Below are 26,328 nucleotides of genomic sequence, written 5' to 3'. Positions count from 1 at the left end.
GCGAACCTGAGCAGTTCCTTAAGCGTGCCTGATGGGTGGCATCAGGACGGTCCAGGACGCGTGTTCGGCACCTAGGCTCACGGTCGGTCAGGACGATCGCTCCGGCCCCGGCGGACAGGACGCCGCGGCCGCGTCCTGCGCCCGCTCCGGCATCGGCCGCCTCCAGGCCCCGGAGAGCTCACCGAACACAAGGGGTTGATCCGTCATGGCCGCACATCGGCGCAGACAACGCACCGCCGGCATCCAGGGCCTCGCCCGCTTCTCAGCCGTCTCCCTCACGGTCGCCTCCGCCGCCGTCGCCACGGCCTTCGGAGTGGGCGGCTCGAAGAACGACGCGGCGCAGAACGTGTCGGTGGCGGCGGCCCCGGACGCGCCCGCCGACCAGGGCACCGGCACCCCGGCGCCCCTGGAGGCGGAGACGGCATCCGCCTCCCCCACCGCCCCCGCGACGTCCGTCACTCCGACCCCTTCCGCCTCCTCGCCCGTGGCCAAGCGCCCCGCAGCGACATCCAAGGCCGCCCCCCGCCCCGCCGGCACGACTGGCGCTCCCGCCCCGGCCAAGCCGGCCTCGAAGAAGAGCGCTCCCGCCTCCGGCTCCTCGGGTTTCACCAGCGGCTACCCGACCGGTGCGGACGCCCGTGGGGCCGTCAAGGCCGCGGTCGCCGCCGCGAAGGCCGACGGCAAGAAGGTGCTGATCGACTTCGGCGCCAACTGGTGCGGCAACTGCAAGGCCGCCGACCGGGTGTTCGCCACGAGCGGGGTGGGGGCTCTCCTGGACGCCTCGTACCACGTGGTCAAGGTCGACATCGGCAGCCAGGACTCCTCGGCCTTCGATCTCCTGCGCGACTACTGCTCCGGCGAGGGCGCGTACAAGATGCCCGTCCTGGTCGTTCTCGACGGCAACGGCAAGGTGGTGACCGAGACGCACTCGACCGGCAACCCTGAGCTGACCGAGACGGGCCTCGGCGCGTTCCTGCGGAAGTGGGCCTGATGACGGCCCGCGGCCACAGACGCGGCGCGTCGGCGACGGTCGCCCTGTTCCTCCTCGCCCTCGCGGCCACCGGCTGCGGCGGGGGCGCCGTGGCGGGGGCGGACGGCGCCGCGCCGGGAGCGGGCACCGTCGATACCGCGGCGGTGCTGCCGGTCGCCGAACGCCCTTCCGCGCCCGACACCTCCGGCCGGGACCTCACGGGTCGGGACCTGGCGCTGCGCTCGTACCGCGGCAAAGTCGTCGTCCTGAACGTGTGGGGCTCCTGGTGCGCCCCCTGTCGCGCCGAGGCCGCCGACCTGGAGGCGCTGCGCGGTGCGGCGGCGCCGCGCGGCGTGGAGCTCCTGGGCGTCAACGTCCGCGACCGTTCCACCGGGCCGGCCCGGGAGTTCGAGAGGACCTACGGTCTGCGGTACCCGAGCATTCACGATCCCGACGGAAAGCTGCTGCTGGCCTTCCCGCCCACGCTGCTCAACCCGCAGGCCATCCCTTCCACACTGGTCATCGACCGGCAGGGCCGGATCGCCGTCGCCATCTCCGGTCCGGTCACCCGCGCGCGGCTGGAGCCCCTCGTGGACCGGGTCGCCGGGGAGGACGCATGACCGGCCCCACGTGGGCGGCGCTCGCCACCGGGCCAACCGCCGGCGCGGTGTCGGGCACCCTGCTCCTCGCCGTGCCGGTGGCCGTGGCCGCGGGCCTGGTGTCCTTCCTCTCCCCGTGCGTCCTGCCGCTCGTGCCGGGCTACCTGAGCTACGTCACCAGTCTGTCGGTCTCCGACCTCGCCGAGGCGGACGGCGGACGGCGCGGGCGGATGGTCGCCGGAGCGGCGCTGTTCGTGCTGGGTTTCAGCGGCGTCCTGGTGTCCGGGGGCGCCCTGTTCGGCTTCGTCGGGCGCAACCTGCTCGCCTACCAGGACGGCATCACGCTGGTCCTCGGCCTGTTCACCATCGTCATGGGCCTCGCGTTCGCGGGCTGGCTGCCCGGCTTCACCCAGCGCGAGCTGCGCAGCAGCCGCCGGCCCTCCTTCGGCCTGGCCGGCGCGCCCCTGCTGGGCGTCGTCTTCGGCGTGGGCTGGACCCCTTGCATCGGGCCGACCCTGGCCGCCGTGCAGGCCCTGGCCTGGAACGAAGCCAGCGCCGGGCGCGGCGCGCTCCTCATGGTCTGCTACTGCGTGGGGCTGGGCGCGCCCTTCCTCCTCACCGCACTCGCCTTCCAGCGGGCCCTTCGGGCCTTCCGATGGGTCAGGAACCACCACGGGACCGTCATGCGGGCCGGCGGTGCACTTCTGGTGCTCGTCGGCGTCCTGCTGGTCACCGGCCTGTGGACCGACCTGGTGTACGCGTTGCAGGTACGGCTGCAGGGCACGACCGCGGCACTGTGAGCGCCGGTGCCGGAGTGCCGCCGCCACGCGCCCGGGAGGGCCCGACTCCCCCTGCGCACCGGACGGCTCCACTCCCCCGTACCCACGAGGGCCGCTCGCGCCCGTACCCACGAGGGCCGGTCGCGCCCCCGGCGTGCGGCCCACCTCCCCGAAACACAAGAAGGACTCGGAAAGACGACATGAGACACCCCATGGCCTCCCCCCACCCGGCCCCCCGCCTCCCCCGCGCCGCGCGCACGCGCCTCGGCTGGGCCGCGGCCGCACTGCTGGCCGCAGCCTCGCTGACCGGCTGCGGCGAGGGCTCCGCGCCGTCGCAGCCCGCCGCCGTGACGGAGTTCAACGAGAACGGCGTCACCGTCCGACTGAGCGTGGCCGACTGGAAGTCCGACGCGGGCACCCTGGTCGCCACGTTCACGCCCGACGAAGCCGGCTTCCACCTCTACAGCACCGCGCTCCCCGCCGAGGGCGTCGAAGGGGTCGGGCGGCCGACCGAGGTCCGTCCCGTCGGTTCGGTCGCCATCGCCGGTGACATGACGGTGGACAAGCCGGTCAAGAGCATCACGGTGGCGGGCGTGCGCGCCGTCGTGCCGGTCTACCCCGACGGCCCCGTCACGGTGAAGCTGCCGATCCGGGCGACCGCTCCGGGCGAGGCGAAGGTGCTGATCGGCTATGCGAGCTGCAGTTCGACCGAGGGGTGTACGATCCCGGTGGCCGACCGGGCGGTGTCCCTGCGCACCGGCGAGGACGGTCTGTCGTTCGGCACCTCCTGACTGCCCATCGTCCCGGATGGCGGAGCCGGTGATGGCGGATGCCACTCCCGGAGGACGTCACTCTCGGAGGACGCCGTGCAGGGAGACCCCTCCGGCGACCCGTCGCCCGGACCCGAATCCCCCGACCGTGGCGCTGGGCGCACGGCTACCCGTTGGAGCGCTGCACCCGTGAACCGAGGGCCCCGAAGACGCCGCGCCGAGCCCGGGGCCCCGCGGTGAGGCGCTCCCTGGCGGTGGTGGCCTTGGCCGTCACCTCCATGGTGGCGCTGTCGTTCCTGATCCCGCTGGGGCTGCTTGTGATGTCGCTCGCCCGCGAGCAGAGCATCACGGCGGCCGAGCAGAGCGCGGCGGCGATGGCGCCGATCCTGGCCCTCACCACGGACGCGGCCGAGCTGCGCGAGGCGGGGGCGGGGCTACGCGCGGCCGAGCACATGGTCATCCATCTTCCGGACCACAGCACGGTCGGCGGCGCGGGGCACGCTCCGCCGGATCTGCTGGGCCGAGCCGAGGAGGAACGCGAGTCCATCTCCCGGGACGTGCCCGGCGGCTGGATCTACCTGCAGCCGGTGATCCTGCCCCAGGACCGGGTCGCGGTGGTGGAGAACTTCGTGCCCGACGACGACCTGACCCGCGGTGTCGTGGTGTCGTGGAGCGTCATGGCCGGGCTGGCGGTCGTCCTCCTCGGCGGCTCCGTCCTGGTCGCCGACCGCCTCGGCTCCGCCGTCGTCACGGCGGCGAAGCGGCTGGCCGAGGCGTCACGCCGGCTCGGCACGGGCAACCTCGACACCCGCGTCCAGCCGAAGGGGCCGCCGGAACTGAAGGAGGCGGGCACGGCCTTCAACACCATGGCCGACCGCATGACGGACCTGCTCGCCGTCGAGCGGGAACTGGTCGCGGACCTGTCCCACCGGCTCCGCACCCCCCTGACCGCCCTGCACCTGGCGGTCGAGCGGATCACGCCGAGCGCCGACACCGGACGCATCCAGACGGCCGTCGCCGAACTGGAGCGGGAGCTCAACGCGATCATCGCCGAGGCTCGAACGCCGCTCGCCGTCGGCCCGATGGGCCGGGCGCTGCGGGGCGAGGAATCGCCTGACGGGCCGCGGGAGGGCGGGGACCGCTGCGAGGTCGCCGACGTCGTCCGTAGGCGCGCCGCCTTCTGGGCCGTGCTCGCGGGTCAGCAGGACCGTCCCTGCACACTCCAGATCACGGACGAGGCGACCCCTGTCTGCCTCCCTGAAGCGGACATCACGGCCGTCGTGGACGCGCTCGTGGGCAACGTCTTCCGGTACACCTCCCGGGGCAGCGCCCTGGAGGTCTCCGTGCGCCGCACCGCCCACACCGTGGAACTGACCGTTCACGACGCCGGCCCCGGCATCGCCGACCCGGACGGTGCTCTCGCCCGCGGCGGGAGTACGGGCTCCACCGGCCTCGGGCTCGACATCGCCCGTCGCGCGGCCCTCGCCGCCCGGGGCACCGTCCGCATCACGCGCGGCCCCCTGGGCGGTGCCCAAGTGGCGGTCACGTTCCAGCTGTCGACGGGCCCGGCGTCGGGGCGTCCGCGCTCGCGCCGCAGGGGTCGAAGGGCGGCCGCGGCTCGGACGGCGCCGGGCGCGGCTGGGGACTGACAGCCCAGGGAGTCCGGCGTCCGATGCCGGCGACTACCGTCCGGGCGCCTGCCGGCAGGGATGCGAGCGACAGGACATGGGCAACAGCCTGAGCCTCCCCGTCGGTCCCGTCATGTCCGACCACAGCTCGGAGGGGTGGTGGTTCTACACCGTGGCCTACCTCGCCGCCACCCCGCACGTGCGGGAGTTCCACCCGAGCATCGAGGTATCGGACGAGACATCAGCGGCCAGCCTGGGGGTGCTGGGCGAGAAGATCGCCCTCTACCGGACGGCCTCCGGGCACGGCGGACTGGTACTGCACGACTTCGTGATGGGTGTGTTCTGCGGGCGCATCCACCGCCTGGAACAGCTCGACTGCGTGGCGTGGAGCGACGGGGTGGACGTGTACGTCCCCCACACAGTGCGTCCGCTGACGACCGTGCCGGACCAGGCCTGGGCGGACCGGGTTCACGAAATCCTCTGGCGCCTTCCACGGGAGTACGGGGGGGGACGTCAATTGGGAACAGGGCGCATTCACCATCAGCGTCGGCAGTTGGCTGCTCGACCCGGCCCTGAACGACTACCTGCCCGAGGACCACGAACTTCGCCGCTTCATCGCCCAGCTCGGATCTTCCAGGCGTCGACCGGACCACGACCTCGCCCAGGACCAGTACGGCCTCACCGGGGGCGACCGTGAGGCGATCCAGTACGCCTACGGCCGCTACGTGTGGGACCTCGGCGACGCGCTGTCCCTGACCGCCGAGACCGATGTCCAGCACGCCGTACTCGCCCACCTGGGCAAGCCGGCCACCACTGGATCCGACCGGCCGCCGGGCACTCTGTCCTCTCAAACTGACCCGAACACCAGCCGGCCGCCTTCGTGCCGAATCGATGGCGGCGCTGCCGTGGCGCCCCCGCGCACCGGCCCCTGCGCGCCGATTCCCATGGTGTGAACTGCCACGTCGACACCAGCCGTTGAGGATGCCGCGCGGAGGTCGGCTGGTGTGCGTGAGCCCGGGTGATCTCGGCGGCAGCGAGAGCAGGGCGGCGCGGACCGTGGTGTCGTGCTCCGTGACGAGTCTGGTGGCGACGGTGGTTCGGATCGTGCGGTCGGGGTCGGCGACGGTGGCCAGGGCGTACGCGGCGTCGATGCGAATGATGCGCTGGGGGTCGTCGAGAAAGGGTAGGAGGAGGAGTGCTTCGGTGGTGATCGCGCATCTCGTGGCGGCCACCGACCAGCCTGCCGGGTAGCCGGTCACCTCGACGCCGTAGTCGTCGTAGTCGTCGGGGGCGTGGCGCCGGGGGCGGTGCGGTGGAGGAGCAGTTCCTCGGTACCGGGCGGCGTGCGGCGTGCTCACGAAGGCGCGGATCAGTTCCGGCAGGCCGTACACCGGGAAGCTCACCTGCGGCATCTGGAGACGAAACCGCGATGCCAGCTTCTCCTGGAACATCGCCGCGTCCATCGGCTTGACGTTCACCTCCCAGGCGTCCGGGGCCGCCTAGTGCGTCATCCGAAGGTAGAACGCGTCCCGCGGGCCGGAGTTCGCTACGGCCGACAGGAAATCCAGGCCGCTGTCGACCGGAAAGTCGATGAGCGTCCAGCCGCGCCGGGACTCCACCCAGTCCTTCATGTGCGGCAAACGCGCCGGCCTACAACCCCGAGCGATGACATCTCACTGCTCTGCCGAACCGTCAGCCCCTACGAAACGGAAACCGAACACAACGGCCCGGCGAGCAGCTCCAGGAGCGTGGGCAGGGCCTCGGCTTGGCAGGCGGTCGGCCGTCGACGGTCGGCGCGGAGCTTGTGTCTTCTCGCATTCAGGGAACTCGGACCCACACGCGTGCGTCTATAGGGCAGGATCCGTCCGTGAATGCGAGGCCGTCTCTTGCCCCGTTCCCGCCCTCCCCGGTTGCGCATACGACAGCTGCCCCCACGGCCACCCATTCACCCTCAGGGGCCCTCAACACCGCCGGTTCCGGTGTCTGATGTCTCCGCGCCGAGTCCTGGTCGCGTGCGGCGAATCACGGACGCGATTCGCGGCCGCTATCAACGGGCGGACTGGGCCAAGCACACTGCCGTCCTTGCGGCACTGATCGCGGCGCTCGGCCTGGGTGTAACGGCCTGGGGCACTGTCAAGGCGGCTGAGATCGCGAACGACCAACTCGCCCAGTCCCGTGAGCAACAGGAGGAAGACGCGCGAAAGGTGGCCTCAAGCGTGACATTTTGGCCCGAGCGCGGCGGATTGGTGATCACCAACCGCGGTCTCGACCCGGTCGAGGCAACCGTCCGCCTCAACTTCCCGCTGAACAAGCTCTACATGCGGCTCCCTGTAGGGGCGATTCCGCCTTGTTCCCGCCTGGACATCCCCAATGTCACCATCTCCAGAACTTCCGAGCGAGTGATACGCAGGACATCCGATGCAATCTGGGAACCGTTCGTCGTTGACGCCCTCATCGTTCAGGCACCCTCAGGTAAGCCGTGGATCCGAGAGGAAGGTAAAGAGATGGAGAGAGCCAAGCCCGCGGATCTCCGGCTTGGTTCACACCCTCCTCACCGTGCCGGTGAATTCGCGACGAACCCCTCTGTGAAGCTGACGGCACTCGAAGACTGCGGAAGCACAAAGTAGCTTCAAGCTCGTTCTTGCCAGCTTCTGCCCCGGCTTGCCCGGGCCGGTGACCGCGGTCACGCCATTAGGCGGGAGAACCCCCGCCGTGGCTTCCCGTACCACGAAACTCCGCTTGGCGCGTACGGCTTTCAGGAGCTCACGCCGTCAAAGTGTCCGCACTCGAAGCGCTTCGGTTCGGATCGATGAGGCGTACCGTCAGCTTCCTCGAATTGCCTTGTGGGCGCCGTACGCTTCGATAAAGCCCTGAATCGTCTGCATGTTGTCCGCGAAGGATTCGGATCGCCACTTTTCCTTTCTTCCGTCGAGGTAGTTGAGGTCGACCCATACGGCGAGATTCACGATAGTACTGTCAGAGAAGCTGCTTCCGCGCACTTGTAGCGCTATTTCAGCCAGGTCGTAGAAGTCGATGATCGCTATCGGCTTGTGCTCGTCCTTGTATTCGATGGCGCCATCCGGGGTGATGACGAGCAGCGGATCAGGATCATTCGCTGTCCCGCGCAGGAAACCGGAGACTCTTCCCCGCTTCTTGGTGAAGATTCGCCAATCCACCGGCACGGGACCTTGGCGCGCCTGCACGAGGATCGTCTGTGGATCGGTCATGCGACCTCCGGTGTTCGTCACCGAACCGACGAGCGGAGCTGAAGGGCGAGAGGGCGCCTAGCCGGCCGTGATCTTCTCGACTCAGGGAGGTGAATTCGGCCGTCCGGGATCAAGAAAGATTCTCCGCCCTCCGGTGGGTGCACGCCACTCCAGCGCCCTGATTGCCTGGAACTCGGTGAAGGTGAAACCTGCTGGTCAGACCTGCGCCGCAAGGACGGAAGTTGTTCTCTGGCGCACACGGATCGGCAGTCCCATCTACATGGCAGGTGGGCGGGTCGTCTGACGGATGGCGGTCACCAGGAGAGTGCTGGCGGCGCGGGCCCCTGAGTTGCGGAGGGCAGGGTGGTGGTCTCGATGGCGGTGAATCCGGCTGCGTCATTGAGTTCGGTCCACACCTGCTCCTGGAAACCCAGCGGCGCATCGTGGTGTTCTCGCCGTCCGGTGTCTTCTCGGGGATGTCGGCCGGCACGACGTCGGTCTGGCCGAGTGCGCCGCTGAGGTAGTGGGCGAGCATGGAGAACACCAGTCGCCCCTCGGGCCTGAGCGCGCCGAATGCTGCGGGCAGCATCCGGCGTGGCTCGGTGACGTCGATCGCGCCGAAGACGCTGGACGTCACGTCGTAGCTGCCACCCTCCTGCGCAGGTGGTCGACCACGTCGCAGAGCACGATACGCAGACGCGGGGCCAGGTGGCCGTAGAGGTCGGAGGCCATCACCTTCTGGGAGGGGAGGCGTCGACTGCTTCGACCCAGGCTGGCTGGTGACAGGTCGCCAGGTATGCGGTGTGCCGGGCTGCGCCGGTCGCCGAGGTCGCCCACGTACAGGCCGGCCAAGCCGCCAAGGACTTCAGCCCGGGGCCCGCGGTCCTGACGCCACATCCAGTAGAAGGCCAACAAGACGGCACGGGTCAGTGGTGGCACGGGTACGACGGAGTGATGCCAGAGGTCCGCGATCGTGGTCACCTGCTCCATCCAGGCGGCAGCGGTCAGGCTGCGGGCGAATGCGGCGGATGGTCACCCGGACCTGCCTCGGGGCGCGACCGAGCGGCTGGAATCCGAATGCTCCGCACGGAGGAGCGGTCGGTGTAAGTCGTTGTGGCACGGGCCCCAGTGGCGGCGTCGGCCCACAGCGACAGGTCGACCTCCCGCCCGTCGGCGGCGATGCGGTGGGCCGCCTTCATCACGGAGCCGTCGTTCTTGGACTCGACCTCGGGCACGTGGTAAGGGGAGCGCCCGTCGTTGTGCATGTCGCACAGCTCGGCGTACGTCACGGTGCCGAGGAGATGCCTCACCCCTGTGCCGGTCCGTCGGCGACGGCTCAGTTGGTCCCAGCCGTCCCTGCCATCAGGTTCGCGTCTGAAGGGTGCGCCGCCCTGGCCGCTCTCACACCCCCGCACATCGCTGGAGCGCTGAGTGCGCCGGCCTCACCCAGACGGCCTGGGCAGCTTGCGGTTTCGGGACCTTGCCTGATCGCCAGGCCTCCCAGGCAGGATTGATCCAATGAGGCTTCACCTGACCTCTACGCCCGCTACGGTACGGATCACCCACACTGGAGGTCACGTGGCTGACTACGCCGCTCATGTGCACAACGCTCAGAAGCTGCTCGAAACCGTCGAGCGGGAGTCGAAGGGGCGTCTCAGCCATGAGACCCGCGTGCGGATGGCCCAGGTTGAAGCACTCCTTGCGCTCGCCGCTGCGGTGGGCAAGCGGGACATAGGCAACCCGCCTTAGTGAACGGCCTCCGACCGTTTCCTCTCGGCAGCAGACATTCCGCCGGGGGTAGGAGTGTGTGATTTGAGCCCACGGTGACTCGCGCCACGACGGTTTCAAGACTCCCCGGGGTCGCTCAGCCCATGCTTATGCAGCGCAGTCGATGCCCGGAAGCGAATACGGCCGCACTGCTCACGCTCCTCCTCGGAAGAGCCCTCGGCACAGAAGCAGTGGGAGGCGAGTCGCCGCAGATCCTCGGCGTCCAGCCACAGTGCGACACGGCCCTTGGTCCTCTCGGCTTCCGGATCCGTCGGCTTGATGTCAGGCATGAGCCGCAGCCTAACGCGCCGCCTTGCCGCGGAAGGGTTCGTAGTCACCGACGTTGCGGCGCGCGATCATCGAAATCGAAGTTCCAGGTGGGGTCCAGCTGCGGGTGGCGGATGGTGGGTGGGCTCGCGGGGAGCTGAACACCGGCCGCCGAGATGTGTGCGTTCCACGCGATGCCCTGCATGTCCTCACCCTCCAAGTCGACTCCGGCGGACGCGCAGGCTTGAACGATGGGCAGTTCTGCCAGGGCATCGGGGTCGGCTACTGCGCGCTCGAAGACTTCACGACCCTGAGCGATCAGCCAGGCGCGGAAGTAGTCGAAGCCGTCGTCAGAGCACCCCCCGTTGGCGATACAGGCAGCGGCCCAGAGAGGATTGCTGCAGGAGTCAGCCATCAGGTCCCACAGCACCTGCTCAGCGGCAATGATCTCCTCGACCGGCCGGGAGGCCAGCAGCAAGGTCGCCCTGCGGGCGACCGCTTCGCCGTCGTTCGGGTTGGACGCCTGGTTGCGGGCTGCCTCAACAAGCTGCCAGAACTGCTGCTTGTCCATGGGGGCAGAGCCTGCCATCTGGTACTGACATTGCCGTCGGCTTCCTGCGGGGCCGCTCTGTCGCCGCCGAGGCCCGCGGCGGGGGTGGCCGAATCCAGAGAATGTCCGGGCGCGCAGGGAGCGATGTGCTCGGCGAGGACGGTGCTGCGCAAGGACGAGAGCCCCGGCCGGGCGGCCGGGGCTCTCAGGATCGGCTTCGCGGTAGCGAGACCGGTCGGGCGGTGCGGTGCCAAGGCTGTCAGGCGACTCCCGCCAGTGGTACGGGCCGGTGGGCCTGGTCCGTCACCAGTCCGAGGTTGAAGTAGTAGTGGAACTTGGTGCTGTACCCGGAGTTGGGAATGGTCACGTCGAAGACGAGCCCTGTCGTGCCGTCTTCGGCAAGACCTCGGGCTGACATCTTGAACTCGAAGGGAACCGTGCGGGCGCCCGCGTACTGCGGCGTGACCTGGTAGATCACTTTCTGCTTCGCTTCCACGGCTTCCTTCACCTTCTTCTCGAAGGTGTACATGTGCTCGGGCAGTCCGGGGTCCGCCTTGTTCGGTGCGTTGGGTGTGGTGTTGGCCGCTCGGGTGCAGGTGGCGAGGTTGCGCAGGTCGTCGCCCGGGCCGCTCAGCTGATCGGCCAGCAGGTGGCAGGCGTTGCGCCACCACCTGGGAGACTTGTTGTCGTGGTAGTACATGGTGTTCCGTGCCCAGGTGTACCCGGGGGGCCTGACGTTCTCGTGAGCCGGTGATCCCGGGTTGGCGGCCACGTAGGCGGCGTCCAGGCAGGCCACGATGCCGGTCGCGCGGTTACCGAACTTCGCGTCCGTGGGCAGCAGGGTCTTCCAGCCCGTGCCGTTGATCCGGCAGTCGGGCACCGGCGGCTTGTAGTTGCGCTCCTCCGGCTTCTCCTTGACCTTGTCCAGGATGTTCCTGGCATCGTTGAGGCGTTCCCTGGCCTGGCCAACATCCTTGGAGTACTGGGGCAGTCTCTTGCTCGCCAGCTTGACCGCGTCCTTGACCTCGTCCGCCTTGGTGAGGGCGCGGATCACGCCGAGCGGCTTCGCTGCCGTGTCGAGGCAGTCCAGGAGGCTGCCCAGGTCGATGTCCCAGTCCCTGATGGACGACACACAGTTCACGACGGCGTCGACGCCCACCACGTCGAGGAGGAGCTTCAGACCCTTCTCCTTGCTCAGCCATGTGCTGAGCGACGTGCGGTCGAGGTCCCTGGCCTTGCGGAACTCGTCGACGTACGGCTTTCCGCGCTCCTCCAGAAGCGTCTGTTCGTCCCTCAGCTCCTGGAGCTCGACCTCGGGGCCGCCGATGTACTTCCAGGGCTCGCCCTCGCCCTTGCCCTCACTCTGGAAGAACGCCTTGCGGTCGGGCGAGAGGCCGAGCACGTGCTTGTCGTCGACGGCGAAGATCGCACCCGCCGAGCCGGCGGGGAGCCATTGCTCGGGCCTGCCGTCGTACTTGTGGAGTGCGCCGTCCGCCGGGCTGGTGGCGTAGAGGCCGGCGCCGCCTGCGTAGAGCTCCTGGGCCGGGCCGCCGATCTTCTCCCACGCGGTTCGGTCCTCCTTGTCCTGCTTCCAGCGGAAGACCGCGCTGCCGTCCGGCGAAATCCCGTACAGGTCGTCGTTGTCCACTGCGAACGTCGAGCCGGGGCCGCCGATGCGCTCCCAGTCGTGGGGCTTGCCGCCGTACTTGTGGATCGCGCCGTCCGCCGGACTGGTGGCGAAGAGGCCCGCGCCGCCCAGGAACAGGCGCTTCGCCCGGCCGCCTATCGGCTCCCAGCTCTTGCGGTCCTTCGACCACTCGTGGACCGAGCCATCGCCGTCAGACGTGCGGTAGACGTTGTTCCCGTTCACCACGACGTCGGCCGAAGGACCGGCCACCTGCTTCCAGGAGTCGCCCTCCCCGTCGTACTTGTAGACGTCGCGGGTGTGCGGGCTGATCGCGAAGAGGCCGGCCCGGCCGGCGTGGATGGAGTCGGCGGGGCCTCCGATCCTGGTCCACTCGGTGCCGTCCCCCTCTCGCTTCCACACGCTGCCGTGGTCGGCCGCGAGGGCGTAGACGGCGCCCTTGGCGGTCACGGCGAGCTCCGCGCCGTATCCCAGGTCGGGGTCGGGCTCCGGGCCGGGCTCCGGGTCGGTCACGGAGCTGGCCACCGGCGCCGAGACAGGGGGCTGTTCCACGGGGAGGTGCCGCATGATGCGCCTGCGCGGCTCTGAGGGATCGGCGCTCGCGGGGACCGCCGTCAGCAGGCTCGCCGCCACTGCAGTGGACACGAGCAGGGCTACGCGGTGGTTGATTCTGGACATCGGCTGGCCACGTCTCCTCTCGGAGGTTCGAAGGTGTGGGGTGGTGCACGGTGTGAAGGGGTAGTGGCCTCAGGCGCTCTTCGGTGCGCCCACCGACGTCCAGGCCGAGCCGCGGCCCGTCCAGCGGAAGACCGCCCGTCCGTCCGGGCTCAGGCCGTACAGCTCGCCGTCCGCGCCCGCCGTGAACGTGGCTCCGGGGCCGCCGGCCTTCGTCCAGGAGTCCGCGCTCCCGTCGAACCGGTACAGGTCCCCGCTCTTCGGGTTCGTCGCGAAGACGCCCGCCTGGCCCGCGTACAGCCGAACCGCCGGTCCGCCCACGCGGACCCACGCCGAGCCGTAGCCCGTCCAGCGGTACACCGCGGAGCCGTCCGGGCTGATCCCGTAGACCGTGCGCCCGTCGACCGCGAACGTCGTCCCCATGCCGCCGGTCTGCTTCCACTCACCCGCGCGGCCCAGGAACTTGAAGAGGCGACCGTCCTCCGGGTCGGTGGCGAACAGGCCCGCCCCGCCCCCGTAGATGTGCCGCGCGGGGCCCCCGACCGCGGTCCAACGGCTTCCGCTCCCCGTCCACCGCATCACCGCGTCACGCCTCGGGGTGAGCCCGTACAGCGTGTTGCCCGCGATCACGAACTCCGCGCCGGACGAGCCGATCCAGGTCCAGGAGCCCGGCCGGCCGCCGTACTTGAAGATCCGGCCGTCCTTCGGATTCGTCGCGAACACTCCGGCCCCGCCCGCGTACAGGCGTCCCGCCGGGCCCCCGATGCGCCGCCAGACGCCGCCGCTGCGCTCGTACACCGCGCTGCGGTCCTCCGCGAGGGCGTAGAGCCGCCGGTTGTGCGTCGCCAGCGCGCCCAGCCGGACGGTCTTGCGGGCGGCGGGCCGCGAGGGCGCGGACTGGGCCGGCTTGGCTGCCGGCCGGGGCGCCGCACGCTCGGGAGAGGGGGTGGGCGGGAGCGGCTTGGGCTCCGGGGCGGGCTGCGGGGGCGGGGGCGGAGTCGCCCGCAGCGGGCTTGCGTCGGACGGCTTCGCGGGGGTGTCGACCACGTGGTGGTAGCGGCGTGCCTCGTAGCTGCCGGTGGGGTGGTTCGACAGTGTGGCGTTGTCCAGATCGCCCTCGCCCCGGTTGGTGGGGCGGCTGCGGCTGCTCTGCTGGTAGTACGTGAACTCCCGGCCGGCCCGGTCCGTCCACCCGCCGAAGATCAGCACGTGCCGGTCGGAGTTGAGGATGTCGCCCGGCTTGAGCTCGGACAGGGCGATCTTGTTCGACACGGCGCGCAGGGTGTGCGTGGAGCGGGAGTACGGCAGCTGCCAGGCCATCGAGACGAAGCCCGAGCAGTCCTGCCGGTAGTACCCGCCCGTGGCATCGTCGGACCACCAGCTGTACGGGGAGGTCAGCCCGTTCGTGCTGTACGGGACCTGCTGGGCCACCCACGCCTTGGCGCGCTCGATGATCTGTTCGCGGGTGACCTTGCCGCCGGGCGCGGCGCCCCGGCCGATGGTCCCGGTCTCGGTGGCTTTCCGGTCGCTCGCCTGGACGGTCTGCGCCCGCACGGGGCCCGAGGCCACGGCGGTGGCGAGAAGCGCGGCGCCGAGCGTCCCGCACAGGACGCGGAGGCTCGTCGTACGCATGCGTGTGTTGGGCAAGGAAGGCTCCTGGGAGTGACGGGCCGGCTGGGCCGGCTGTCTGGCTGAATCCCGTGCCTGTGCGGCGCGATATACGCACTAGGTGTCATTGCCACGCACAGACGTGGTGTGATCTGGCGAGGCATCCGCAGGGGTGCGAACGGTGCTGCCGTCACGCCAATCACCTTGGCGGGGGCCTGAATTGGACGCCCGAAGATGCCTTCGTCCGGGCAGGTCAGAGCAGTGAAAGCGGGTGGACAAGGTTTGTCCACCCGGACAGTCGGGGGGTACGAGACCGTGGCCGGTCGTCAGCAGGGGGAGTTCAGAGGACGCAGTGAGCAGGCCAATGCGCTCGCCCGATTCCTGCGCGAGCTGACGGACGGGCAGACCGTACGAGACCTGGCACAGAACTACGGCGAGGTCAGCAAGACGATGTGGGGGGAGTACCGGTCAGGGGTCCGGGTCATCCCCTGGCGACGACTCCAGACGGTCGTGGAGCGAGAGGTACGGGACCCCGCGGTACGGAAAGGGATGCTGGACGAGGCGCGACGCCTGCACCAGGCGGCGCAGAGAGCCGCGGTCACGGATGCCTCCGCCCTGCCGGCACCGCGCCGGGCCTCGCCTCCCGCACCCGATCCGGATGCCCCCGGCCGAGCCGAGTCCTTTCCGGCCGGCCCCGCCACCCTCGCCGGGCCCGGCCCCGGCGGTTCTGCCACGCCGCCCGCCCCGGACAACCCGCCGACCAGCCCGGACAGCCCCAGTGGGACCGCCGACGGCGCCCTCGCACCGGCATCCTCCCCGGCCCGCCGCACCCGACTCGCACTCGCCGCAACCGTCGCCCTCGCCGTACTCGCGTCAGCCGCCGTCCTCGCCCTGCAGTACAGGGGTGACCACGACACTGCCCGTCGCCCTCAAGCCGACGCCCCCGTCTCGCCCGGCGCACTCCCCTCGCCCTCCGCCACCCGCGCCTCCGGCTCTCCGTCCGCCCCGCAGAGCACGCCGTCCGCCCCGCCCTCCGTCTCCGACGAGGGCGCGCCGCCTCGCACCGTTCCCGCCGCCGACGCCACCGGGCCCGCCTACGCCCTCGCGTCCGACGGCCGCACCCTGTTGCGCTGGTCAGGCTCCGGCGACACCTGGGCCACCATCGGCACGGGGGTGGGAACCCCGTACGCGGGCAAGCCCGGCGTCTTCGCACTCGACGAGAAGACAGGGCGCGTCTCCCGCTACAACGGCACCCCGAACTCCTGGACCCTCATCGGCACCGCCTCCGAACTCGCCCTCGGCGGCGCCTCCCTCTACGCCCTCGCCCCCAACCGCGACAAAGTCCTGCGCTGGAACGGCCGCGCCGGAAGCTGGACGACGATCGGCGGGCCCGCCGGGCACATCTACGCGGGCGGCGCCGGGCTCTTCGCCACCGAACCCGCCTACGGACACCTCATCGGCTACGACTCCGCCAAGAAGACCTGGACCCGCGTGGGCAACCCCGGCGCACACTTCGTGGTCGGCCCCCACCACCTCTACGGACTCAACCCCGCCCGTGACCTGGTCTGGCAATGGTCAGGCCGCGGCGACACGTGGGACATCATCGGCGGGCCCGCGCGGGCGATCTACGGCGGCGAACTCGGCCTGTTCGCCGTCAACCCGCAGACGGGACGGCTGTGGCAGTACACAGGAGAGCCCAGGATCTGGTCGGACATCGGCGACTCGGGAGCCGACCTGGCGATGGACGGCCACGCGCTGTACCGAGTCGCGGCCGACGGGGGGTCGGTGTGGCGCTGGTCGCCCGCCAACGACTGGTCCAGAATCGGGGGGCCGGCCGCGGCAGTCGCCGCGGCCGGCTGAGCGCCGAGACGGCCACCGTGAACTTCGAAAATGTCAGCGGGTGGCGCCACTCATCACGGCGAGCAGCGGCCAAGCGGCTGGTCCGCCCGCCGGCGACGTCCGCCAGACGGACTGCGGTGCATAGGCGCGCGCGTCATGGCCCGGATGCCGGCAGACACCAGCGTCGAGCCGTCGGCCGTCTCGGTCTCCTCGGCGTTCACGGGCAAGGCCCGGTGACGGCCGGGCACATCGTGTTCTGCCAGATCGCGGCGCCCGAATCCCGTACGACCGAACGGCCTCGGGTGAAGGACCCGTGCGCCTGTCCCGCCGCTGCTTGCGCATGGACAGCTGGCCCGCGATGAACTCCCCCTGACAACGCCTGCCATCGAGGCTCTTCCGTCCAGAGGCACGGTGAAGTCCCGTACGCGCAACGGCCTCAAGCAGCTGCGCGCCTCTCTGGAGGCCGGTCCGTGACAACCCCGGAGGATCCGCACGATCGGCACCTCGCCGAACGCGTCACCGTCGCCTCCAGCGACCTCTCACACATCATGCGACGGATGGCAGCGAACGCCCACACGGGCAACACCACCGCAAGACCGAAGACATCGCCCTTGCCGCCGAACGAGAGCGGACCCTCTACGAAGCCGTCAAGGACTTCCGCCTCGCGGCCCGCAACACCATCCGCAAAACCAACTGATCCTGGGACTGAGGAGCGAGGAGCCCGTCCCCCAGACCGTTGGGCGATTGAGGCGTCGTTCATCCTGACCGGACAGCCCCTGGGGCTGTCCGGGACGTCGGCCTCGGGCCCGGCGCTGTGGCGTCAGCTAGCGCGGTTTCCCTCGGCGTCGCAGGGCAGATCGGCGGCGGGCCCGTTGACGGCGAAGTCGCGGTGCGCCTGCCGCTCCGCCTCCGCAATCGCGGTCGGCGCGATATCGATGATGCCGCCGAAGGGGCGGTCGACGTCACGGATGATGACCAGAGCCGTGGTCAGCAGAGCGGTGATCACGACGAGCGTGACGATCTGGCCCCTGTTGTTCCTCCTGGGCAGGCAGATCCCTAGGGCGGTGACGGTGATGACAAGGGTGGCGAGCAGGAACCAGAAGATGGTGCTGGGGATGCTGGAAGTGGCCTGCGTCAGGCGTTCCTCGCGTTCGTCGGAGCGTTTGCTGTCTGCGGCGACCAGCATTCCGAAGACCTGCTGTCCGGCCAGGTTCTCGAAGGTCTCACGAAACCCGGTCGACCAGACACTGGGGGCCGGTGAGCCGTTGCCGCCGGCCATCGCAGACCATTCCTGGACTCGGACGGCACGGGCGTAGCAGACAGCACCGGCCTGGATGCGTGCCCGCTCGGTGGCGGGGGCGTATTCGGCGGTCTCGACGAGCTGGTCCAGCGCGCGCGCCTCGCCGCGTGAGGCGACTTCGGCTTTGCCGTAGGAGCCGTTGGCGGTCACCAGGACGAAGGAGAGCAGCAGGACGGTCATCGTCAGCAGCGGACCGACGAGGTCCTTGACGGCCATACCTTCGTCGTCATCGGCATTGACGAGTCTCGGCCGCAGCCAGCGGTTGGCGGCCAGTCCCGCGAGCAGGGCCAGCAAAGCGACGACGATGACGAGGACCACGGAATGCCACCTCAGGGCGAGGGTCGAATCCCGGCGGCTGCCGGGGCCACGTGATCATTTCCATGGCCAGGCCGCAGTCGGAACAGCCGAACCGTTTCCTCGCCTCACAAAGAGCGACACAACTTTCGCCCAGCCGGACGATGCCTGTGGCGCCTAAGGCCTGTTGCGAAAGCGAGTACTGAGGTTGTGCCGGCTGCGGAGCTGGGTGAGCTTCGGTTGCACCCCGACGGCCCTCCAAACTGCCGTACCACAGGACCCTGGAGGGGTATGGCCTTGCCTTCCCGGGCTGGAAGTCCGGCAGCATCGAAGGCGCCTGAAACCGCATCAAGAAGACCAGGAGACGGCTGCACGGTCGAGCCGGATTCGAACTGCTCCGCAAAATGATCCTGTTGCAGGAGCGCCTCACTGTGGTGCGTGTCGCCGGTCGACGCGCTGTGGTCCCTCGGCCAGGCGCCGACCGGCTCACGCACCGCCTGCCGCTACGCAACCAGTGGGCTTGCCACCAACCTGGCAGGGGACTGCCACCGGCCGAGTTTCTCAGTGAGTGCGCGCCGGTTGGTGATGATCCGGCCGGTGAGCGGGCTCGAGGAACTCAGCGTGCCGCTTGTCCGTCGAGCTGCTCTTGCATCGCCTCGTGGACAGCGAGTTCCTCCGGAGTGCCGATAAAGGCCGACCCGCATCCGATCGGAATGCGCTCCAACACCATGGCGCCGGCCAGCGCGACCGTCTCCGCAGGCCCCACCGTCTGCGAAGGGAAAGTCCCTGACACCCAGTAGCTGCCTCCGGCAGCAGGCTGGATGTAGGGGATGTCCCACGTCCACCCCCACTGGGTGCAGCGGCTGAAGTGCTGCTCGCCCGTACCGGTCCAGGGGAATCGAGGGCTCGATCTGACCCTGCTGAGCGGCCTTGTCGGCCTCTCCGCGGCGTCGGCGCACTCACTTGTCTGTTAGTAGGACGTCGTGGAGAGCAAGGGGGAGGCGGCCGGTCAGCTGGGCGTAGTCGTCTCGGACTCGATCCCAGCGCTGCTCGCGTACCGAAGCGAACATGGACGAGAAGGCATAGAGCCACCATGGATCCAGGCCGGTCGCCGCCGTCTCGACACAGTACGTGTCAGCCGGGATGTCCACGTAGGCGACGGGTGTCTCCCATGCCTCCGCAGCGATCGAGGCGATGCCTCCGAGATCCGTCGACTCACGTCCTGTGATGTCATGGTGACGACCGGTCGGCTCACCCACCGCAAGTGCGGCGAGCGCGCGGGCCACGTCGTCACGCGCTACCAGGGAGATCCGGCCGTCCGCTGCCGGGAGCCTCAGCAGCCCGGTGGCGCGCGCCTCGGTGAGCCAGCCCTGGAAGAACTCGATGTACAGCGAAGCCCTGGCGAACGAGCACGGGACGCCGGAGGCCAGGAGCAGATCCTCGGTGAGGCCGTTGACCACGGCGTAGCAGAACGGAGATGCCGTGTCGGCATCGATGCTGCTCAGCGCCGCGACATGGCCTACGCGCTCAGCCGTCGCGGCGGCGACAACGTTGCGGTGGTGCAGCAGCATCTGCGCATCGGGTCCGTCACTGGAAACGAAGACCAGCGTGTCCACGCCCTCCAGGGCCGCGCGCAGAGCGGACGGATCAGCGTAGTCGGCTACTGCGAGCTCGACTTGCGGCGGTATTGCTTCGGCAGGCAGCTTGCGCCTGGTCATGGCCACGACGTCCACGTCGGCCCGGTCCGCGAGCAACTGCACCACCCGCCCGCCCAGCCTGCCCGCTGCACCCGTAACCGCAATACGCATGTTGCCCCCATCGCCTCGTCAGCGGACGAGGGTCACACTATCGGGCGCTGAAGGCGCCCTTGACGGGACAAGTCGGCCCTCGTCATGACCGGCGAGCGACCTGTGGCAGCCCAGACGGGCTCGCGCAGCGACCGAGCAAATCTCATCGACACAGCATGCGGCAGGGCTCTGGGGCTGGTCTGGTGCGAGTGCTGCCCGCTGACGCCCCGCGATTCATCCTGCGGCCCCACGTCCACGTGGCCGCGGGAGTGTGTCAGGCGACGTCGTCGAGGAGATGCGGACCGTTGTTGCGGACGTTGTTCACGGCCATGGAGACGGGCCGGGCGTTGAGCTGGCCGTCTGCCGGCTGGTTGAGCAGGGCGAGGAGGTCTTCGGTGTTCTGGTGGTGGGGGTCGAGCCAGGCGTCGTAGTGGTCCGGGGTGAGGGCGAGTGGCATGCGGGGGTGTACGCGGCCGGCGGCGTCCGTGGCCTCGGTGGTGATGATCGTGCAGGTCGTCATCCAGGCATCGGGGTCGGTGTCGCTCGTGACGTCGGGGTTGCGCCAGTACTCGTACAGACCCGCCATGGCCATCACCTGCCCGTCGCTGGGGTGGATGAAATACGGCTGCTTGCGGGTCTTGCCCGTCTCCTCGTCCTTGACGGGATCCCATTCGTAGAAGCCATCGGCCGGCAGCAGGCAACGCCGCTTGGCGAAGGCACGCCGGTAGGCGGGCTTCTCGTGGACGGTCTCGACCCGTGCGTTGATCATCCGGAATCCGGTCTTCGGGTCCTTCGCCCACGACGGCACCAAACCCCACCTGAGTGCTCGCAGTTCACGGCGCACCTCGTCCCCCTGGTCCCGCGCCGCGCGTTCGAGGACCGCGTAGACCTGGTCGGTCGGCGCGACGTTCCAGCTGGGCGCCAGTGTTTCGTCGGGGCGCCAGTCGGTGACCTGAAAGAGCTGGGTCAGATCCTCAGGACTGCGGGTGGAGGTGTAGCGGCCGCACATGCCGCCACTGTGCCACGACATCCGCAGCGGGGTGAGGAAAAGCCGCGGTCAGACCGCAGTCGCCGCGGGCCGGGGATGCCGATCGACTCTCGGTATCAGCGCCGTTCGCAACCTCGCTCCTGAGCGGCCGGGACGACAGCCGGCACGGTCTCGGGGTGACGCTTCAGCTCCGTTCGGGCCTTCACCAGAGCGCCGTCCTTCTCCAGGGTCGCCCAGTACGGATGCGTCGAGACTTCGATCGACAGCTCCCGTACCAACGTCCACAGCCGCTTCTCCTCCGCGTCCTGCTCCGGGGTATAGCCGGGGCTCTCCTCCCGGCCGCCGGTGACAGCGCCGGTGTGGGGGGCCTCGCCGGGCCACCCCGGCATCGGTTCGACCGACCACGGCAGGGACTGGCACAGCACCGCGTACTCGGCGCGCGCCTGGTGGAGACGCTTCTGGGCATCGATCAGATCAGCCGGCCCGCCTGGATCGAGAACCTCGGCGACATCACCACAGCCGCCGCCACCGAGGCCATGATCCTGGTCGTGCCCCACATCATGCGCCGACACGGCTTTGAGCCCTTCGCGGTCTCCGTCGCCCGCTGACCCCTCAAGACCGGGTTCAGGCCGTAGTCAGGCAGCGGGCCCGTACGCGGCCCTCGGTCCCTCGAATGGGGGCCTGGTGTGTTGCACCCGGCGTGCGCCTTGATCGGCTTGGGCGGGATGCTGCTCGGCCTCCCACGCCCGAACGGTTCGTCACTGTGTGCACAGCCACCGGTAGCGGTCGTCTCGTATGTGTGACGCCACAGCGCACGCATCCCGCCTGACATCGTGAGGCAGCAGACTCATTCCCCCACGGCTTTCGTGCTGGTCAGGTGCCTCTTTGGGCGTATCGTACGAGGTCAGACCACAAGGACCGGCTGAGAGGCCCACGATCGCCACTCACAGCCGCCAGATCGACCTGCGGTGGTTGGGTTGGGGCTGGGGAGCTGTCCTTGTGTGGCTCATTGGGTAGGGTTGACGAACTCCAGGGCCTCGCGGGCCAGTTCGTCCCAGCCGAGCTCCGAGCCGGGGTCCAGGCTGAGCCACTCTCGCATGAGCCGACCCTGCCCTGGGTCGTAGCGCTCGCCCTCACCGGCACCCACCAGCTCGTCGACTCGGGCCCGTGGGAGCTTCACCACCAGACGGCCCTGCGCGAGCATCGCGAAAATCTTCCCGCCGGCCTTGAGCGCAGTAGCGCCGAACTTTCCCTCTCGTCCCGGCTCATCGCCAGGGATGGCCACCCCGTCCAGTTTCGCGAACTGCGCGACCAGTTGCTCGTACCGCTTCTCGGGGGAGACTGCCCGCCGTCGCTGCATCGACACCTCGACCATTCCGGCCGGTGCGGGGGCTCCTGCCGACCTCCGCCATCTCGGCGTCCGGCAGCCTACTGTCGTGACCAGCGCAGCCTGTTGCCTGACACTCGAGGTGGGCGTCGTGGCGACGTTCACCGTCCGGACGCAGAGGGTTCCCTTCTCGCACCGCACTCGATCAGGTGCCCGGAGTCCACACCCCGCAACTTCACCGCCCACGCCCTGCCGGCCGCCATCCGCGCCGACCTCGTCGCGCACCTCATCGACGATCGGGAGATGACACCGGAACCCTGCGGGCCTCACTCGCGGCCCACATCGACAACCCCCTCGCCGGCAACTCGTGCGGAAGTCCATGAACTCGACGGCGTCCGGGGGAAGGCCGGTCGATCGATGCGGACGCACCAACCGTGGCAGTGGTGGAGCAGCCCGACGCGGGCGGGTGGTGCAGGATTCGGCGGGCGGGAGTCGAAGCCCCAGAGCTCGCGTGGAGGCTGTGCTCGGTGCCGCCCGCGGCAGGGCAGGTGACGGCGACGCCGCCGGGATGATCAGTGATCGCCTCGACGCAACACGCCCGGGCGAGCTGGGTCCGGAGTCGTCAGGCGTCTGACACCGCTGACGGCCGCCACGATCGTCTCCCCCGAGCCATGACGTGATCATCCAGCGGCTGCCCCACCCACCACAACGCTGTCGTGGCATCTGGCCGAAATCATACGGTATGCCGCATTTCAGCCATGCTCGTACCGTCACCGCAGGCAGCGTCGCGCAACGCCGGAGGCGCAACGACGAGCCGTTGCCTCACCCGGTCGGCGCGCCCGGAGCGATATGTCTTGGGCCATGCGGGTGGCGTCGGTTGTGAACACCGATCCTCTGCGGTGGTGGTGACGAACCCGTCACAGGCCCTCGGTCATTCCGGCCGGGGCACGAAAAGAGGAGAGAACGTGCGCATTCGCACTATGCCCGTGGCGTCCGCGGTCGTTCTGGCCGCGCTGTGCGCGGCGCCCGCGCTGGCGGCGTCCGGTGTCGTCCCGCAGGAGCTGCCCGCGACGGACCACAGGGCCTTGCACGCGATTGGCCTGACCGGGGATCAGCGGCTGGTCGAGTTCGACATCCGCAAGCCGTCGAGGACCTGGTCGCTGGGGAAGGTCTCGGGACTGTCCGGCGACACGAGGCTCGTCGGGATCGACTTCCGCGTCCAGAACGGGAAGCTGTACGGCGTCGGCGACAAGGGTGGCGTCTACACCCTGAGCACCACCAACGCCAAGGCCGTGAAGGTTTCCCAGCTGACGGTGGCGCTCTCGGGCAGCACGTTCGGCGTGGACTTCAACCCGGCCGCCAACCGGCTGCGGGTCATCTCCGACACCGGCCAGAATCTGCGTCACAACATCGACGACCCGGCCGCTCCGCTGACCACCACCGTCGACGGCACTCTCACCAACCCGACCATGCCGCCGTCGACCGCCATGGGCGTCACCGGCGCCGCCTACACCAACAACGACCTCAGCGCCGCCACCGCGACGACCCTGTTCGCCCTCGACACGATGGCCGACCGGATCTCCCTGCAGTCCCCGGCCAACGCCGGCACCCTGGCCCCCACCGGCAACCTCGGCGTGGACGCCGCGCTGGACGCGGGCTTCGACATCTACTACAGCCCCTCCAGCGGCACGAACCACGGCTTCGCGGCCATCGGCACGGCAGGCTCCTACCGTCTGTACTCCGTCGACGTGCTGACCGGCAAGGCCACCGGCAAGGGTGCCTTCCCGACCAAGTATCAGGTCACCGACCTGGCCCTGCCGATCAACCAGTAGGAGGCCTGCGCGTCCGTCGCCCGGCCGCGTCCGGGGCACGTTGTCGTGCGCGGGCCGGACGGCGGCGCCTTCCGGACCTGAGGTCAGGCCGGTGGCCCCGGCTCTTCCTGTTGGGAAGAGCCGGGGCCACGCGGCGTTCTGGCGCGAGCTGTGACCGGTTACTTCGGCATCAGGACGGTGTCGATGATGTAGACGTTGGCGTTGGCGGTCTTGACGTTGCCGCAGACCACGTTCGCGGTGTCGTTGGCCTTGTAGGACTCGCCGGAGCCGGTGGTGGTGACCATGCCCTTCTGCAGGGTCTCGAAGCTGCCGTTCTCCAGCTGCTTCGGGGTGAGCTTCTGGCCGACGACGTGGTAGGTGAGGATCTTGGTGAGGGTGGCCTTGTCGGCGAGGACCTTGTCGAGGTCGGCCTTCGGGATCTTGGCGAAGGCGTCGTTGGTCGGCGCGAAGACCGTGATGTCCTCGGCGTTGTTGAGCGTGTCCACGAGACCGGCCTTCTGGACTGCGGCGACCAGGGTCGACAGGGCCGGGTTGTTGGAGGCTGCGGTGGCCACGGGGTCCTTGGCCATGCCGTCGAAGGACCCGGCACCCTCCTTGGGAACTCCGGCGCAGGCCGGGCCGAAGGGCTGGTCGCCGGTCATCGCGTCGTCCGACGGGCTGCTCTCGGTGGTCTTGGCCGCGTCGTCCGCGGTCGCGGAGGGGGCGGCCTGGGTGTCGCTGCCGGAGTCGGAGCACGCTGCCAGGGAGAAGGGCAGCAGGGCTGCCGCGACGACGGCGATCGCGGTACGGCGGATCTTCATGCTGTTCATGTTCTTCGACTCCTTGAAGGGCTGTACTGGAAGGGGTTGGGCAGGTGTTGGGTGTGCTGCCGGGGCCGGCCCTGCGGGCTCGTCCGGTGGTCTAGGGGACGGTGACGAAAACGCTGTGCCAGCCGCTCGCTCCGTCGGGGATGGTGCGCGTGCGCTGTTCGGTCTGGGCCGACCCGGTACCGTCGGTGGCGCGGACGGTGATCGTGTGGCCGCCGGGGGTGGCCTGCCAGCGGTAGGACCACTGGCGCCAGGTGTCGACGCCTGCCTGCGTGGCGAGGTCGGCGTCCCGCCAGGGCCCGTCGTCGATACGGACCTCGACGCGGGTGATGCCGCGGCGCTGGGCCCAGGCGACCCCGGCGACCGTGACGGTGCCGGCGGCGGGCCGGGCGAAGGGCTTGGGGGTGTCGATGCGTGCCTGGGTCTTGATCGGCGCCCTGCGGGCCCACTTGCGCTTGACCCAGTACGGGTCGTAGGCGTCGAAGGTGGTGAGTTCGATGTCCTCGATCCACTTGCACGCCGAGACGTATCCGTAGAGGCCGGGGACGAGCATGCGGACGGGGAAGCCGTGGTCGAAGGGCAGCGGCTCGCCGTTCATGCCGACGGCCAGCATGGCGTCGCGCCCGTCCATGACGTCCTCGACCGGTGAGCCGAGTGTCATTCCGTCCACCGAGCGGGCCACCAGCTGATCCGCCGTGCCGCCCTTGGAAGGCGGCCGGACACCGGCTTCCCGCAGAAGGTCCGCGAGGGGGGCGCCGAGCCAGCGGGCGTTGCCGATGTAGGGGCCGCCGACCTCGTTGGAGACACAGGTGAGGGTGATGTCGCGTTCGATGAGCGGGCGGGCCAGGAGCTGGTCGAGGGTGTAGGTGCGGGGTCGGGCGACGCCTTTGCCGTGGATCCGCAGCCGCCAGGTGTCGGCATCGACCTTGGGAACGCTCAGGGCGGTGTCGACGCGGTAGAAGTCGCGGTTGGGGGTGGTGAAGGAGGTGATACCGGGCACTTTCAGCTGGGCTCCGGCCGGAACGACAGAAGCGGGTGAAGAGGGCTTGGGCAGGACGAGGTTGTCGCGCGAGACGACCGCACCCTGGCTGTACCGGGCGGTGAAGTAGCGGCCAAGTGCTCCGGCCGAGGCAGCCGCCATGGCGGTCGCACCGGCCGCGGCGAGGAAGCCGCGCCTGCTCCACACCCCGGTGCCGCCTTGGCCGCCCGCACCGGAGCGGGCCGGCACGAGGGCCGCTTTGGGTGCCAGGACGTACAGGCTGAGGGCTCCCGCAACCGCTCCGACGATCGAGGGCAGTGCGTCACCGATACCGGTGGAGTCGGGGCGGCTGAGGGCAGCTGCGGCACCGACGGCTCCGAACAGCAGCACCCCTGTGGCTCCGGAACGCCGGTGCGACAGACTGAGGACCCCCAGGCCGACCGCGATGAGAGCGAGGATCGCAAGGATCCCAAGCTGCAGGACCGCCTTGTCGTTCTCGCCGAACGTGCGGATCGCGAAGTCCTTCACCGCGGCCGGCGTCCGGTCGATCACCGCGCCTCCCACCACGGTCACCGGCCCCGCGGCGGGCCGCGCCAGCCCGGCGACCAGCTCGGCCACGGTCAACGCCGTGAAGGCGGCCACAAGTCCGGCCAGCGCGCCCGGCGCGGTGCGGAGGAGGATGCTGCGGAAGCTGCTCACACCCGGCATTCGG

General features: G+C 69.8%; 24 protein-coding genes and 1 pseudogene. 11 read left to right on the top strand and 14 right to left on the bottom strand.

The genetic code is table 11. The annotated features are described in order from the left end of the window. Window positions 1–205 precede the first annotated feature (205 nt). The 7 genes from ACFVGW_RS10445 to ACFVGW_RS10415 all read left to right on the top strand — a co-directional run bounded on the left by ACFVGW_RS10445 (window position 206) and on the right by ACFVGW_RS10415 (window position 7,373). Window positions 206–991 carry a thioredoxin family protein gene (locus ACFVGW_RS10445; protein WP_385851636.1) on the top strand — a complete coding sequence of 262 codons (786 nt, stop codon included), beginning with the start codon at window positions 206–208 and terminating at the stop codon, window positions 989–991. After that, a complete protein-coding gene (locus ACFVGW_RS10440; protein WP_385851635.1) occupies window positions 991–1,590 on the top strand; it encodes a TlpA family protein disulfide reductase in 600 nt (199 codons plus the stop codon). The genes ACFVGW_RS10445 and ACFVGW_RS10440 overlap by 1 nt, the downstream gene beginning before the upstream one ends. Beyond that, complete coding sequence (locus ACFVGW_RS10435; protein ID WP_385851634.1) at window positions 1,587–2,369, top strand: cytochrome c biogenesis CcdA family protein; 783 nt, start codon at window positions 1,587–1,589, stop codon at window positions 2,367–2,369. The genes ACFVGW_RS10440 and ACFVGW_RS10435 overlap by 4 nt, the downstream gene beginning before the upstream one ends. A 191-nt stretch (window positions 2,370–2,560) precedes the next feature. Beyond that, window positions 2,561–3,139, top strand: a complete 579-nt coding sequence (locus tag ACFVGW_RS10430; protein ID WP_385851633.1) for a hypothetical protein — start codon at window positions 2,561–2,563, stop codon at window positions 3,137–3,139. Window positions 3,140–3,354: 215 nt separating this feature from the next. Beyond that, window positions 3,355–4,767 carry an ATP-binding protein gene (locus ACFVGW_RS10425; protein WP_385851632.1) on the top strand — a complete coding sequence of 471 codons (1,413 nt, stop codon included), beginning with the start codon at window positions 3,355–3,357 and terminating at the stop codon, window positions 4,765–4,767. A 76-nt stretch (window positions 4,768–4,843) separates the two neighbouring features. Further along, entirely contained in the window at window positions 4,844–5,443 is a 600-nt protein-coding gene (locus tag ACFVGW_RS10420) for an acyltransferase domain-containing protein (protein WP_385851631.1), read from the top strand. Window positions 5,444–6,758: 1,315 nt separating this feature from the next. Beyond that, on the top strand, window positions 6,759–7,373 hold the full coding sequence (locus tag ACFVGW_RS10415; RefSeq protein ID WP_385851630.1) for a hypothetical protein: 615 nt from the start codon (window positions 6,759–6,761) through the stop codon (window positions 7,371–7,373). Window positions 7,374–7,568: 195 nt separating this feature from the next. Here ACFVGW_RS10415 and ACFVGW_RS10410 read toward each other — a convergent pair whose 3' ends face one another. Beyond that, window positions 7,569–7,973, bottom strand: a complete 405-nt coding sequence (locus tag ACFVGW_RS10410) for a hypothetical protein (RefSeq protein ID WP_385851629.1) — start codon at window positions 7,971–7,973, stop codon at window positions 7,569–7,571. A 983-nt stretch (window positions 7,974–8,956) separates the two neighbouring features. Beyond that, window positions 8,957–9,241, bottom strand: a complete 285-nt coding sequence (locus ACFVGW_RS10405; protein WP_385851628.1) for a hypothetical protein — start codon at window positions 9,239–9,241, stop codon at window positions 8,957–8,959. Between the two features lie 289 nt (window positions 9,242–9,530). On the opposite strand from ACFVGW_RS10405, the gene ACFVGW_RS10400 reads away from it, so the two are divergent. Continuing rightward, a complete protein-coding gene (locus tag ACFVGW_RS10400) occupies window positions 9,531–9,701 on the top strand; it encodes a hypothetical protein (RefSeq protein WP_385851627.1) in 171 nt (56 codons plus the stop codon). 95 nt (window positions 9,702–9,796) lie between these two features. On the opposite strand, the gene ACFVGW_RS10395 is transcribed toward ACFVGW_RS10400, so the two are convergent. From ACFVGW_RS10395 to ACFVGW_RS10380, 4 genes are all read right to left on the bottom strand, one after another. Continuing rightward, the gene (locus ACFVGW_RS10395) at window positions 9,797–10,009 is read right to left on the bottom strand and encodes a hypothetical protein (RefSeq protein ID WP_385851626.1); all 213 of its coding nucleotides are present in this window, start codon (window positions 10,007–10,009) and stop codon (window positions 9,797–9,799) included. A 44-nt stretch (window positions 10,010–10,053) separates the two neighbouring features. Next, entirely contained in the window at window positions 10,054–10,557 is a 504-nt protein-coding gene (locus ACFVGW_RS10390) for a DUF4240 domain-containing protein (RefSeq protein ID WP_385851625.1), read from the bottom strand. 238 nt (window positions 10,558–10,795) lie between these two features. Beyond that, window positions 10,796–12,859: a DNA/RNA non-specific endonuclease gene (locus ACFVGW_RS10385; RefSeq protein WP_385851624.1), complete on the bottom strand. Its 2,064-nt coding sequence runs from the start codon at window positions 12,857–12,859 to the stop codon at window positions 10,796–10,798. 69 nt (window positions 12,860–12,928) lie between these two features. Further along, window positions 12,929–14,503 carry a hypothetical protein gene (locus tag ACFVGW_RS10380; RefSeq protein WP_385851623.1) on the bottom strand — a complete coding sequence of 525 codons (1,575 nt, stop codon included), beginning with the start codon at window positions 14,501–14,503 and terminating at the stop codon, window positions 12,929–12,931. A gap of 243 nt (window positions 14,504–14,746) precedes the next feature. On the opposite strand from ACFVGW_RS10380, the gene ACFVGW_RS10375 reads away from it, so the two are divergent. Then, entirely contained in the window at window positions 14,747–16,324 is a 1,578-nt protein-coding gene (locus ACFVGW_RS10375) for a hypothetical protein (protein WP_385851622.1), read from the top strand. 799 nt (window positions 16,325–17,123) lie between these two features. Here the strand turns inward: ACFVGW_RS10375 and ACFVGW_RS10370 are convergent. The 5 genes and pseudogenes from ACFVGW_RS10370 to ACFVGW_RS10350 all read right to left on the bottom strand — a co-directional run bounded on the left by ACFVGW_RS10370 (window position 17,124) and on the right by ACFVGW_RS10350 (window position 21,061). Beyond that, entirely contained in the window at window positions 17,124–17,921 is a 798-nt protein-coding gene (locus ACFVGW_RS10370; RefSeq protein ID WP_385851621.1) for a hypothetical protein, read from the bottom strand. Window positions 17,922–18,513: 592 nt separating this feature from the next. Continuing rightward, window positions 18,514–18,783 (bottom strand): annotated as a pseudogene (locus tag ACFVGW_RS10365) (DUF6193 family natural product biosynthesis protein); the annotation flags it as partial. A 73-nt stretch (window positions 18,784–18,856) separates the two neighbouring features. After that, on the bottom strand, window positions 18,857–19,705 hold the full coding sequence (locus tag ACFVGW_RS10360; protein WP_385851620.1) for an NAD(P)H-binding protein: 849 nt from the start codon (window positions 19,703–19,705) through the stop codon (window positions 18,857–18,859). A 253-nt stretch (window positions 19,706–19,958) separates the two neighbouring features. Next, on the bottom strand, window positions 19,959–20,693 hold the full coding sequence (locus ACFVGW_RS10355; protein ID WP_385851725.1) for an SOS response-associated peptidase: 735 nt from the start codon (window positions 20,691–20,693) through the stop codon (window positions 19,959–19,961). A gap of 95 nt (window positions 20,694–20,788) precedes the next feature. Beyond that, window positions 20,789–21,061, bottom strand: a complete 273-nt coding sequence (locus ACFVGW_RS10350) for a hypothetical protein (protein ID WP_385851619.1) — start codon at window positions 21,059–21,061, stop codon at window positions 20,789–20,791. Between the two features lie 57 nt (window positions 21,062–21,118). Here ACFVGW_RS10350 and ACFVGW_RS10345 point away from each other — a divergent pair, with 57 nt between their 5' ends. After that, entirely contained in the window at window positions 21,119–21,280 is a 162-nt protein-coding gene (locus tag ACFVGW_RS10345; protein ID WP_385851618.1) for a hypothetical protein, read from the top strand. A gap of 398 nt (window positions 21,281–21,678) precedes the next feature. On the opposite strand, the gene ACFVGW_RS10340 is transcribed toward ACFVGW_RS10345, so the two are convergent. Continuing rightward, entirely contained in the window at window positions 21,679–22,038 is a 360-nt protein-coding gene (locus ACFVGW_RS10340) for a hypothetical protein (RefSeq protein WP_385851617.1), read from the bottom strand. A gap of 941 nt (window positions 22,039–22,979) precedes the next feature. Between ACFVGW_RS10340 and ACFVGW_RS10335 the strand changes: the two genes are divergently transcribed. Continuing rightward, window positions 22,980–23,831: a DUF4394 domain-containing protein gene (locus tag ACFVGW_RS10335; RefSeq protein ID WP_385851724.1), complete on the top strand. Its 852-nt coding sequence runs from the start codon at window positions 22,980–22,982 to the stop codon at window positions 23,829–23,831. 158 nt (window positions 23,832–23,989) lie between these two features. On the opposite strand, the gene ACFVGW_RS10330 is transcribed toward ACFVGW_RS10335, so the two are convergent. Next, window positions 23,990–24,640: a fasciclin domain-containing protein gene (locus tag ACFVGW_RS10330; RefSeq protein WP_385851616.1), complete on the bottom strand. Its 651-nt coding sequence runs from the start codon at window positions 24,638–24,640 to the stop codon at window positions 23,990–23,992. Window positions 24,641–24,731: 91 nt separating this feature from the next. Then, window positions 24,732–26,324 (bottom strand): molybdopterin-dependent oxidoreductase, encoded by a 1,593-nt coding sequence (locus ACFVGW_RS10325; RefSeq protein WP_385851615.1) that lies wholly within the window; start codon window positions 26,322–26,324, stop codon window positions 24,732–24,734. Window positions 26,325–26,328: the final 4 nt, after the last annotated feature.

Source organism: Streptomyces sp. NPDC127129 (genome assembly GCF_042671585.1).
Taxonomy (GTDB): domain Bacteria; phylum Actinomycetota; class Actinomycetes; order Streptomycetales; family Streptomycetaceae; genus Streptomyces.
The sequence above is the reverse complement of the archived record's forward strand: the minus strand, read 5'-3'. Positions and strand labels throughout refer to the sequence as shown.

Coding starts and splice junctions, on each gene's coding strand:
- ACFVGW_RS10445 (WP_385851636.1), top strand. CDS start 206: ATGGCCGCACATCGGCGCAGACAACGCACCGCCGGCATCCAGGGCCTC.
- ACFVGW_RS10440 (WP_385851635.1), top strand. CDS start 991: ATGACGGCCCGCGGCCACAGACGCGGCGCGTCGGCGACGGTCGCCCTG.
- ACFVGW_RS10435 (WP_385851634.1), top strand. CDS start 1,587: ATGACCGGCCCCACGTGGGCGGCGCTCGCCACCGGGCCAACCGCCGGC.
- ACFVGW_RS10430 (WP_385851633.1), top strand. CDS start 2,561: ATGGCCTCCCCCCACCCGGCCCCCCGCCTCCCCCGCGCCGCGCGCACG.
- ACFVGW_RS10420 (WP_385851631.1), top strand. CDS start 4,844: ATGGGCAACAGCCTGAGCCTCCCCGTCGGTCCCGTCATGTCCGACCAC.
- ACFVGW_RS10410 (WP_385851629.1), bottom strand. CDS start 7,973: ATGACCGATCCACAGACGATCCTCGTGCAGGCGCGCCAAGGTCCCGTG.
- ACFVGW_RS10395 (WP_385851626.1), bottom strand. CDS start 10,009: ATGCCTGACATCAAGCCGACGGATCCGGAAGCCGAGAGGACCAAGGGC.
- ACFVGW_RS10390 (WP_385851625.1), bottom strand. CDS start 10,557: ATGGACAAGCAGCAGTTCTGGCAGCTTGTTGAGGCAGCCCGCAACCAG.
- ACFVGW_RS10385 (WP_385851624.1), bottom strand. CDS start 12,859: ATGTCCAGAATCAACCACCGCGTAGCCCTGCTCGTGTCCACTGCAGTG.
- ACFVGW_RS10360 (WP_385851620.1), bottom strand. CDS start 19,705: ATGCGTATTGCGGTTACGGGTGCAGCGGGCAGGCTGGGCGGGCGGGTG.
- ACFVGW_RS10355 (WP_385851725.1), bottom strand. CDS start 20,693: ATGTGCGGCCGCTACACCTCCACCCGCAGTCCTGAGGATCTGACCCAG.
- ACFVGW_RS10350 (WP_385851619.1), bottom strand. CDS start 21,061: ATGCCGGGGTGGCCCGGCGAGGCCCCCCACACCGGCGCTGTCACCGGC.
- ACFVGW_RS10335 (WP_385851724.1), top strand. CDS start 22,980: ATGCCCGTGGCGTCCGCGGTCGTTCTGGCCGCGCTGTGCGCGGCGCCC.
- ACFVGW_RS10330 (WP_385851616.1), bottom strand. CDS start 24,640: ATGAACAGCATGAAGATCCGCCGTACCGCGATCGCCGTCGTCGCGGCA.
- ACFVGW_RS10325 (WP_385851615.1), bottom strand. CDS start 26,324: ATGCCGGGTGTGAGCAGCTTCCGCAGCATCCTCCTCCGCACCGCGCCG.